Genomic DNA, 9693 nt, shown 5'->3' with positions numbered 1-9693 from the left:
CCACTCGGCTATATACCGCCAGCCGAAGCTGAGGCAAACTATTACAAGCAACTGAGCAGTCAAGCCGTCCAGGCCTGACTCATACTAACCGGCCTCCACGAAAGCCGGGGCGATTCATGGCTCAAGCATACGTTTCCAGGGGACGAGGACTTTCAGGTGTCGCATGAGACGATTTATCGTAGCCTCTTCATTCAGGCACGTGGTGCGCTGAAAAAAGAGCTGTTAGCGCATCTTCGGAGGCCCCGGATCATGCGCCGGTCGCGTCATCACACACAAAAAACCGACAACCACGGCAGGATCAAAGATACGGTATCGATCAGCGAACGGCCTGCCATGGTCGAAGATCGAGCGGTACCTGGCCATTGAGAAGGCACTTGCTGTTCGGAGACCGTAACAGCCAGATCGCCACTTTGGTTGAGCGTCAGACCCGTTATGTCATGCTGGTAAAAGTCGCCCGCAAAGACACCGAAACAGTCATCGACGCATTGATCGATAACGCGCGCGAATTGCCCCAGGAACTCTATCAATCGCTCACTTGGGACAGAGGTAAAGAGCTGGCTGATCATAAGCGCTTTACGCTTGCTACCGACATCGATGTCTACTTCTGTGATCCGCACAGTCCGTGGCAACGTGGCAGTAATGAAAACACCAATGGGCTATTGCGCCAGTACTTCCCCAAAGGCGTCGATGTCTCGGCATACTCGCAGGCTCAACTCAATGAAGTTGCCCGCAAACTGAATGAGCGGCCAAGGAAAACTTTAAATTATCAAACACCCGCTGAACGATTCAGCCAACTTGTTGCGTTGACCGGTTGAATCCAAGGTCGGAAGCAGACGTAGACAGCGGCAGCCCTGATCAAGATCTGGGCCGTGTTTGCGGCCAGAAGGATGCCATTGCCTGAGTATTTTTACCCGATGACCTCTAGTCTCTCATCACCACTCACCTGCTCAACCATCATCAGTCTCCAAAAGGCAGACGTCCGGAGGTCAAGGATTGCGCGACGCGGATGGCGACCTTGGCCTGCGTCAAGGCTGCAGTACTGTGAGAATATCAACCGCGTAACCTCGGCTACGATACCGTTACGACCTGCTAACGTCGCACTCACGAATGGTATTCGCTGTCTGCCAGCGTTCATGAGGCCGTCTTACCTCGGCCGCGTGGACTCTTAGCAAAATTGAAAATAGTCTTTTTGTCAGCCGCTGGAGCTAAAGCAACACCCCACCGCCTCAGCTTCTCCATTGCTAGTTCCATCCGATACAGTCCCAAATAGTCAAAAAGCTTCTGGTCTGACATCGCAATCGCGCCTGATGCCAATTCTTGACTTAGCAAATGCAGCACTAGATCCACAGGAATACGCACAAGTTCGAAGTCTGCTTTCTCATCAGCTTGGATTATTCGCTCTGCTCCCTGGAGTGCGGTATCTAGCCAACGGTCAGTCAAATTTGACGGTAACGCGGCAGAGGGTGAGCCGTGTAGTACCTCGTGCGCAAGTTGAGAACGTAGGCTGGTCGGGTTGTTCACAAGACTCTCCTGGAGAAATGAGGTGTAGATGCCGTGGCCTATTCTGCCCCAAAACCTAATGATTGGGGGATGAGACTTGGCGGATATGAAAATTTTCAGGAGTTGGTAGCAATTGGTGCCGCGATACGATCTCGTCGGCGAAACCAAGGAATATCTCAGGAGCAACTTGCTTATATGGCTGGGATCGACCGCAGCCATATGGGAAAAATTGAGAGAGGGGAACGCAATGTAAGTGTGTTGAACCTCATCCGCATATGTACTGCTTTAGAGGCTCGTGCGTCAGAATTGCTAGCGGCTGCAGACTGTTGAACTGTAAGTTCAACGATACAAACTACTGGACGATTCCGGATTGCGGCCGCAGCCGTCGCAGAGGCGCCGCATGAACACACTGCCAAACGTCGGCTTATACTCGTCGTGGAGTCGACGCCAGCATCCACTGCCGTAGCGAGTACGCAGCCAATATTCCCACGGTACCTTGGTACTAAAAACGCACAGGCGTTGATCAGCCTCGCTTGATCATTGATACACGGCCATCCGCCTTAGGCGATTGGAGATAGGCCAGGAGATGAGCTGCTACAGGCCACCGCAGTCCCGGGAAGAAGTGCTTGTGCTAAGCATTAGTCCATATATGAACAAGATCGCGATCTAATGCTCGGACTGAGCCCGCACGTCAGCTATCGACCCAAAGCGGGCGCCGTTCTACACTTGATCACCTAATACGTCGTACGAAATACAAATACTTCACGAAGGTGTTTCAAGAATTATTTTGACCGCCCACGGGTGATTTTTAATCCGTGGAGCTCCTTCTGGGCGGGGGCATATGATGCGCAACTCGTGGTCACCCTTCCATTCAAGCTTCACAGAACATGGAGCATCAAGAACCTGTGTCGCCATTAGGCTAGGAACTGGCGCCCATTTTGGCCAAACATAGACTTCGGTTTCATATGACGGGTACCCGAAAAAACCGTTACCAACTCTTGCAATGTAGAGCCCTGTCGGCGACGGTACAAGTTCACGTACTCGATAATTCCGCCAGCTCACTTCATAGCCCATAGATACGGTCAATATCACTGCAAGGCCCAATGCGATCCTTGTCAACCACATCAATTATTTTCCTTGTATTGCTTTTTTATCAAAATCTTGATGAAGTAGCTTCGCGATGTCTGCTTCGGGCCGGTTACGCACTTATGTAGCGTCCGCTTCCGACCCAGACTGTGTAAAAAGCGAAATCGAGTGCCCGGTACGGGGTGAAGCTAACTGTGGAGCCCGAGGGAGCGCTGCGACGGGCCGTAGCTTATCTTCGCCGATTTCAGCCGGTCGAATATGCTGAAAGCCCAAAACAGGCCAAAGCGTCGCAAAAAACGGGCATAGGCCCGAATCGCCGCCGTGATGCTCGCGATGCCCAGAATGGCCATCATTCTCTTGAGGTTATAGGCGAGCACGTGCAGGCTCATCTCGGTTTTCACGCGCTCCAGTCCTTTTGTCAGGAAGTGCGTCGCTCCCATCCAGGATTTGATTGTCCCGTACGGGTGCTCGACTGATGAACGCCGGATGCGCATGGCATCCGGATTCTGGTCGAGGCGTGTCTGCATGTCGTCGAGCACGTCCTGATGTTCCCAGCGGGTCACGCGGCGCTGCTGGCTTGGCGTGCACTTCTCCTTGAGCTCGCATCCCTGGCAGTTCGAGCTCCAATACCGGTGGTTCTTCATGCCCTTTTCGACACTCGCAAAGCGCCAGATCAGCGCTTGTCCTGCAGGACAGCGAAACTCGTTTTTCTCTGCGTCGTAAATGAAGTCAGCCTTGTCAAATCTACCGTCGGCCTTGGCGCCGGATGTCTTCGTCGCTGGAACCAGGGCGGTGATGCCGGCTTCCTGACATGCCAGGATTTCCTCGCCCTTGAAATAGCCGCGGTCGGCGATTGCAGTGAGCGTCGTGGTACCGATAGCGCTGCGCGCCTTCTTGGCCATGCCAGACAATTGGTCGCGGTCGCTACCGTTGTTCGTCACCTCGTGTTCAACGATCAAGTGATGCTTGGCGTCGACCGCTGTCTGCACGTTGTAGCCAACGATGCCGGAGCCGCGAGTTCTCATCGAGCGAGCGTCCGGATCAGTCAGCGAAATCTGCGTTTCCCCTGTCTCTTGCAGCTTCGCTTCAATTTCCTTGAGCGTGGCCATCTGCGACTTTAGTGCAGCAATCTTGTCGTTGAGGCGGACAGTTTTTGCTTGCCTGGCGACCGGCTCCTGGCGGTCGGCCGTGTCGAGCTCAACCAGGTAGCGGCTGATATTGGCTTCGATCTCCTGCATGCGGTGCTTGAGCTTGGCATCGGTAAAATTACGATCGCTGCTGTTGACCGCCTTGAACTTGCTGCCATCGATCGCCACGACCGCATCTGAAAACAGATCCAGCTGCTGGCACACCACGACGAATTGGCGGCAGACATTGCGAATGGCTTTGCCGTTGTCCTTCCGGAAGTTGGCGATCGTCTTGAAGTCTGGTGCCAGGCGCTGCGTCAGCCACATCAATTCGATATTGCGCTGGGCCTCCCGTTCCAGCCGCCGGCTCGACTGGATGCGGTTGAGGTAGCCATAGATGTAGAGCTTGAGGAGCATAGTCGGATGGTAAGCAGGCCGCCCCGTTTTCGCAGGCTGCACGCGCTTGAACCCGAGGCTGGCCAGATCAAGCTCTTCGACGAAGACATCGACCACACGCACCGGGTTGTCCTCGGCCACGTAGTCGTCCAGAAGCTCAGGCAGCAGCGTGCCTTGTCCACGGTTCTCGCCTTCGATGAAGCGCTTCATTTTGCACCCGTACTGATGAGATACTGGTTTAACGTTTACCGCGCCAGATCCGTTTACCTGACACTACGTTTTTACACAGTCTGGACCCGAAGCGGACTGTCACTTTTCGACCAGAAGTGCCGGATCGAACCAAACGTCCTCATGCCCATCTGCGATCTGGAATCTGTAGCCCGGCGGCAGTGACAAGTAACGTTCAACCGATGGCAGGTACTCAGCGATGTGCGCGACGTGAAGCGGCTGATAGAAGTCTGGATCAGCTGATGCCTCGCCACCACCCCAGATAAACCACCCGCACGTTTCGTCAAGGCGAACCCGTAAGCCGTTGATCGGGAATTCCCCAATGGTGGCGAGTGCAATCCCAAGCTTGGCCCCAAGGTCCGGAGGCTTGGCTACTACGCCGAATCTTGAACACACTTCCTCTTGAGTTTCCACGGGATGCCTATCACGGTTAGATCGGGTACATTGAACGGCCGCTTTTGGCCGAAAGCAGACCTATTGTAGCGTCCGCTTCCGACCCAAAGCTGACCCATGCAGATTGCCCGCGCAACTGGCTTTCTGACTTCAAGAGGGCGCCGATCCCCTTTGAGCGTCGACTACGTATCCATAACTTGCTACTCATGAGTTGCCGTAATCATAAGTCTAAGTAGACGTGGGGACGTTTCCAAAACAAGCTTGCGCTATGCTCTGGTGTTAGGCACAATGTCTAATTTTAGACAGATAGTCTTACTCATATATGCCGTTGTCTCCGCACCTTGATGCCGCTCCGCATCTTTCCGAGCGCGTCTATATCCATGAATCGGCCCAGGTCATTGGCAATGTACGTCTCGGTGCAGACAGTTCGGTATGGTGTAATGCCGTTCTGCGTGGCGACGTCAACGACATCATCATCGGACGCTGTTCCAACATTCAGGATTTCACGATGGGACATGTATCGCACAAGACGCCCCAGAAACCGCAGGGTGCACCCCTGCACATCGGCGATTACGTTACCGTGGGCCACTCGGTGCTCCTGCATGGCTGCCGCATCGGCAACGATTGCTTGATTGGCATGGGCAGCATCGTGATGGACGACGTGATCGTTGAAGACCGGACAATGATCGGTGCCGGCAGCCTTGTCCCGCCGGGCAAGACGCTGCAGAGCGGCTTCCTGTATGTAGGCCGGCCAGTGAAGAAAGTGCGGCCCCTGACCGATGCGGAAATTGCCTGGTTGCGCTATTCGGCCGAGCACTACGTACGGGTCAAGGACAACTACCTGCAGGGCCAGCCATGAAGCACGATACCGATGTATCCGGCGACAGGTTCCAGGCTGCGCTGATAGAGCAGGTCAAGCAGATCGCCGACGGCCTGGCCCAAACGTTTGCGCCGTTTTGCGAAGTGGTCGTGCACGATTTGCGCAACCCCGAGCATGCCGTGCTCGCCATTTACAACAACCTGTCTGGGCGGTCAGCCAGCGACCCGGCCACCGAACTGGGCCTGGCGCGCATCGAGAATAACGCTTTTCCCCAGATTGTGGCCAACTACGCCAATCAGTTCGCGGACGGGCGCCCGGCCAAGAGTACCTCGATCGGCATCAAGGATGCAGAAGGGCGCTACGTCGCGGCCCTTTGCCTGAATGTGGACCTTACGCTGTTCCGGTCGATGCGCAACGCGCTCGAACAGTTCACCTCCACGGATGCCTCACCAGTACCCGAAACTCTTGACCCGGCCAATGCTGAAATGCTACGCAAGCGCATCGAGCAGTACGCCGCACGCCTGGCATCGTCGCCGCAACTGCTCAAGGCTGACGAACGTCGCGCACTGATGCGGGAGCTGAAGGCCGGTGGTTTCCTGGAGATGCGGCGTGCCATGGAAATCGCCGCTTCGTGCCTTGGCATCTCGCGTGCAACGGCTTACAACGACATCAAGTAACCGGAGAAGACCAGATGAATACGCTTCACTTACCTGTGTACGACGACGTGCTCCAGGCAGCTGCCCGCATTGCCGGCACCGCAAACCGTACTCCCGTGCTGACTTCGCGCACCGTCAACGAAGAATTCGGTGCCGAGCTGTTTTTCAAATGCGAGAACATGCAAAGAATGGGAGCGTTCAAGTTCCGTGGCGCTTATAACGCGCTGTCGAAGTTCACGCTTGAGCAGCGCCGTGCCGGGGTCGTTGCTTTCTCGTCCGGCAACCACGCCCAGGCAATCGCGCTGGCGGCCAGGTTGCTCGGCATGCCTGCCACGATCGTGATGCCGCACGATGCACCGGCGGCGAAGGTGGCAGCAACGAAGGGTTATGGCGGCAATGTCGTCATTTACGATCGCTATAAGGAAGACCGCGAACAGATCGGCCGCGAACTCGCGGACAAGCACGGACTGACGCTGATTCCACCGTACGACCATCCGGATGTCATCGCCGGCCAGGGCACCGCTGCCAAGGAACTGTTCGAAGAAACCGGGCCGCTCGATGCGTTCTTCGTCTGTCTCGGCGGCGGCGGCCTGCTCGCGGGATCGGCCCTGTCGACCCGAGCCCTGTCGCCGCAGTGCAAGCTGTACGGCGTCGAGCCAGAAGCCGGCAACGACGGGCAGCAGTCGTTCCGCTCGGGTGCAATCGTCCACATCGACACACCCCAGACCATCGCCGACGGCGCCCAAACCCAGCATCTCGGCCAATACACGTTTCCAATCATCCGGCGCGACGTTGACGACATCCTGACTGTATCCGACGAGGAACTCGTGCAATGCATGCGCTTCTTCGCGGAGCGCATGAAGATCGTCGTGGAACCTACAGGCTGCCTCGGCTTCGCAGCGGCGCGACGCATGAAAGACGTGTTGCGCGGAAAGCGGGTCGGCATTCTGGTCAGCGGCGGCAATATCGACCTGGCTCGCCTGAGCAACCTCTTGGCAGGCTAATGCAGCTCGTTCAAGGACCGCCGGCGCATGCCGCAAATGGCACTCGCGCAAGCGCCAGCGCGCCATGATCAAGGCAATCCTGTGGGATAACGATGGGGTGCTGTGCGATACCGAGCGCCTGTTTTTCGAAGCCAACCGCCGTGTCTTGGAGCCCCACGGCGTGGCGTTGACGCGAGAACAGTACGTTGCCTGGTACCTCGAGGACAACCGCGGCGCGTGGCATGTCTTGCGTGGACGCGGCTACGGTGAAGTGCAGATCGCACAAGTACGAACGGCACGCGACAACTGTTACGCACACCTGTTGTCGGATGCCGGGCAGCTGTGTTTTGCGGGCGTGGAAGCAATGCTTTCCCGCCTGGCGCAACGTGTATCGATGAGCATTGTCACCGCGTCGTTCGCCGAGCACGTGGCACTGGCCCATCGCGCAGGCAATGCCCTGGACCATATTGGGCACATCATCGCCCGGACCGATGGCCTGCGGCCGAAGCCGCATCCCGACGCCTACCTGCATGCACTCGATAAGCTCGGCTTGCATGCCGGCGAGTGCATCGCCGTCGAGGATTCACCGCGCGGGCTGGCCGCCGCATGCGCCGCCGGGTTGCGCTGCATAGTATTGCGCAGCGAGCTTCTGGATGGATATGGGTTTAGCGGTGCGTATCGCATTGTCGACTCACATCGGCAACTCGAATCCGAGCTCGATGCACTCTTGGCGCCGACTGAACCAAACATTCTCTATACCTCACATTTATGACCGAATCATCGAATCCGCCAGGCGTCGGCCCTACGCCAGTATTTGTCAAACTGGTTGAACTCCTCACCGCTCAAGGTGCTCGCTATAGGATTATCGAACATCCTTCTGCCGGCAAATCCGAAGAGGTTGCCCGTATCCGCGGTACGGAAGTCGGCCAAGGCGCTAAGGCAATGGCCTGTAAACTCAAGGTTCCCGATGCGCCGCCCAAGTATGTACTGGCCGTGCTGGCCGCCGATCGACAGCTCGATTTGGATACGCTCGCGGCCAACTGCGGGGCGAAGCGAGCAAGCCTGATGAGCCCGCGGGAAATCGAAGGACTGACCGGTTGCGTGCTCGGAGCTATTCCACCGTTTTCGTTCCATCAAGACCTGCAATTGGTAGCGGATCCCGAGCTCTTCACGCGCTACCGGGAGATCGCTTTCAATGCAGGCCGACTGGATGCATCGATTGTGCTTGCCACGGACGACTATCTGCGAATCGCCCAGCCACAGTTGGCCGATATCCGCCAACGTTGAATTTCCTGTTCACTTTTACCGGAGACTTCTAATGCCCAGCGAGGCCCAACTACTGATGCTCGACCGCGACGCCGTCGCCGCCGTCATGACGACCGATATGATCGACCGTGCTGTCCGCGACGCCTTTGCATTGCATAGTGCACGGCAAGGCCGTGTTTTTTCCGTTGTACGGGAAGCCCTGAGCACAGGCGGGATCTTCGGCATCAAATCGGGAGATGTGGCAGCACGTGCCCTGTTGGGCTTCAAGGCCGCCGGCTTCTGGCCACGCAACCGTGAACTCGGCGGAGAACCGCATCAGGCCACGATCATGTTGTTCGATCCGGAAACGGGGCGTCCGCGTTGCATCATGGACGGCAACGCGATCACAACCGCGCGCACTGCGGCTGCCGGCGAGCTCGGCCTGCGTGTCCTTGCACGTACCGACAGTTCTTCGCTATGCGTGTTCGGCACTGGTGTGCAGGCACGAGCCCAGTTATCGGCTGCGCTACGTGTGTTGCCGTCGTTGCGAACGGTTCGCTATGTCTCGCACGACGGCAAGCCCAACGTGGACTTCGAAGAGCGCTTCGACGGCACATGCCGCCCAGTCCTGGCCGTCGATGTGGACGCAGCCGTTGCCGCCAGCGATGTCGTCATTACCGCCACCCCGGGCGCCGGGCCCTTGTTCAGTGCTGCAGCAGTGCGGCCCGGAACACACATCAATTGCGTCGGTGCCGATACCCGCGGCAAACGGGAACTGCCAGAGAGCCTTCTGGAACGCTGCCGGCTAGTGGTCGATGACAGCGAGCAAGCGAGGCGTCTTGGGGAAACGCAATGGGCGCCATCGGTGCCCCATGTGGAACTTGGCGATCTTCTAACAGGGAAAGGCGCTTCCAATCGCCATGCAGATGACGTCACGGTGTTCGACATGACAGGGCTCGCCTTGCAAGACCTGGTTGTAGGTGAATACCTTTACGACGCGGCAAATGTTGCTGGAGTCGGCCGTCTCGTCCCTTGGCCTTGGTAAGCCAGCTCAACGGACTAACAATATAGTTCGATTGAGAAGGGCTTGAGGTGACCATGACGGCGTGCGACAGCTAGTCGAAGCCTATGTCCGCTTGTGGCCCAGGCTGTGTAAAAACTCAAAACGAGAAGCTCAGAGCTAGATTGGACGGCCAAGGCAAATTCTGGAACATAAACGAGTATTCCAGGGCTTGTAACGCTGTTTAGGCATTTTCGGC

At 56.9% G+C, this 9693-nt stretch carries 10 protein-coding genes and 1 pseudogene; 8 read left to right on the top strand and 3 right to left on the bottom strand.

The window, feature by feature from the left end:
* Nucleotides 1-311 precede the first annotated feature (311 nt).
* Entirely contained in the window at nucleotides 312-815 is a 504-nt protein-coding gene (locus AC56LG_RS24650; protein WP_497168670.1) for an IS30 family transposase, read from the top strand.
* Between the two features lie 316 nt (nucleotides 816-1131).
* Here the strand turns inward: AC56LG_RS24650 and AC56LG_RS24645 are convergent, their stop codons facing one another.
* The gene (locus AC56LG_RS24645; RefSeq protein ID WP_497168668.1) at nucleotides 1132-1521 is read right to left on the bottom strand and encodes a hypothetical protein; all 390 of its coding nucleotides are present in this window, start codon (nucleotides 1519-1521) and stop codon (nucleotides 1132-1134) included.
* Between the two features lie 69 nt (nucleotides 1522-1590).
* Between AC56LG_RS24645 and AC56LG_RS24640 the strand changes: the two genes are divergently transcribed.
* A complete protein-coding gene (locus tag AC56LG_RS24640; RefSeq protein WP_497168669.1) occupies nucleotides 1591-1830 on the top strand; it encodes a helix-turn-helix domain-containing protein in 240 nt (79 codons plus the stop codon).
* 1061 nt (nucleotides 1831-2891) lie between these two features.
* On the opposite strand, the pseudogene AC56LG_RS24635 reads toward AC56LG_RS24640, so the two are convergent.
* Both AC56LG_RS24635 and AC56LG_RS24630 read right to left on the bottom strand, forming a co-directional pair.
* Nucleotides 2892-4319 (bottom strand): annotated as a pseudogene (locus AC56LG_RS24635) (IS1182 family transposase); the annotation flags it as partial.
* A gap of 99 nt (nucleotides 4320-4418) precedes the next feature.
* A complete protein-coding gene (locus AC56LG_RS24630; protein ID WP_497168667.1) occupies nucleotides 4419-4751 on the bottom strand; it encodes an immunity protein Imm33 domain-containing protein in 333 nt (110 codons plus the stop codon).
* Between the two features lie 301 nt (nucleotides 4752-5052).
* On the opposite strand from AC56LG_RS24630, the gene AC56LG_RS24625 reads away from it, so the two are divergent.
* From AC56LG_RS24625 to AC56LG_RS24600, 6 genes are all read left to right on the top strand, one after another.
* Nucleotides 5053-5589: a gamma carbonic anhydrase family protein gene (locus tag AC56LG_RS24625; RefSeq protein ID WP_497168666.1), complete on the top strand. Its 537-nt coding sequence runs from the start codon at nucleotides 5053-5055 to the stop codon at nucleotides 5587-5589.
* On the top strand, nucleotides 5586-6227 hold the full coding sequence (locus AC56LG_RS24620; RefSeq protein WP_497168665.1) for a helix-turn-helix transcriptional regulator: 642 nt from the start codon (nucleotides 5586-5588) through the stop codon (nucleotides 6225-6227). Before AC56LG_RS24625 ends, AC56LG_RS24620 begins: the two co-directional genes overlap by 4 nt.
* A 14-nt stretch (nucleotides 6228-6241) precedes the next feature.
* Nucleotides 6242-7210 (top strand): threo-3-hydroxy-L-aspartate ammonia-lyase, encoded by a 969-nt coding sequence (locus AC56LG_RS24615; protein WP_497168664.1) that lies wholly within the window; start codon nucleotides 6242-6244, stop codon nucleotides 7208-7210.
* Nucleotides 7211-7274: 64 nt separating this feature from the next.
* Nucleotides 7275-7961: an HAD family hydrolase gene (locus AC56LG_RS24610; RefSeq protein ID WP_497168663.1), complete on the top strand. Its 687-nt coding sequence runs from the start codon at nucleotides 7275-7277 to the stop codon at nucleotides 7959-7961.
* Nucleotides 7958-8476, top strand: a complete 519-nt coding sequence (locus AC56LG_RS24605; protein ID WP_497168662.1) for a YbaK/prolyl-tRNA synthetase associated domain-containing protein — start codon at nucleotides 7958-7960, stop codon at nucleotides 8474-8476. Before AC56LG_RS24610 ends, AC56LG_RS24605 begins: the two co-directional genes overlap by 4 nt.
* Nucleotides 8477-8507: 31 nt before the next feature.
* Entirely contained in the window at nucleotides 8508-9479 is a 972-nt protein-coding gene (locus AC56LG_RS24600; RefSeq protein ID WP_497168661.1) for an ornithine cyclodeaminase family protein, read from the top strand.
* Nucleotides 9480-9693 lie beyond the last annotated feature (214 nt).

It is taken from the genome of Telluria sp. ZB2R32 (assembly GCF_059685715.1).
Note: the sequence above shows the minus strand (reverse complement) of the source record. Positions and strands in the feature narration are given on the sequence as shown.

Coding starts and splice junctions, on each gene's coding strand:
- AC56LG_RS24615 (WP_497168664.1), top strand. CDS start 6,242: ATGAATACGCTTCACTTACCTGTGTACGACGACGTGCTCCAGGCAGCT.
- AC56LG_RS24610 (WP_497168663.1), top strand. CDS start 7,275: ATGATCAAGGCAATCCTGTGGGATAACGATGGGGTGCTGTGCGATACC.
- AC56LG_RS24605 (WP_497168662.1), top strand. CDS start 7,958: ATGACCGAATCATCGAATCCGCCAGGCGTCGGCCCTACGCCAGTATTT.
- AC56LG_RS24600 (WP_497168661.1), top strand. CDS start 8,508: ATGCCCAGCGAGGCCCAACTACTGATGCTCGACCGCGACGCCGTCGCC.
- AC56LG_RS24640 (WP_497168669.1), top strand. CDS start 1,591: ATGAGACTTGGCGGATATGAAAATTTTCAGGAGTTGGTAGCAATTGGT.
- AC56LG_RS24625 (WP_497168666.1), top strand. CDS start 5,053: ATGCCGTTGTCTCCGCACCTTGATGCCGCTCCGCATCTTTCCGAGCGC.
- AC56LG_RS24620 (WP_497168665.1), top strand. CDS start 5,586: ATGAAGCACGATACCGATGTATCCGGCGACAGGTTCCAGGCTGCGCTG.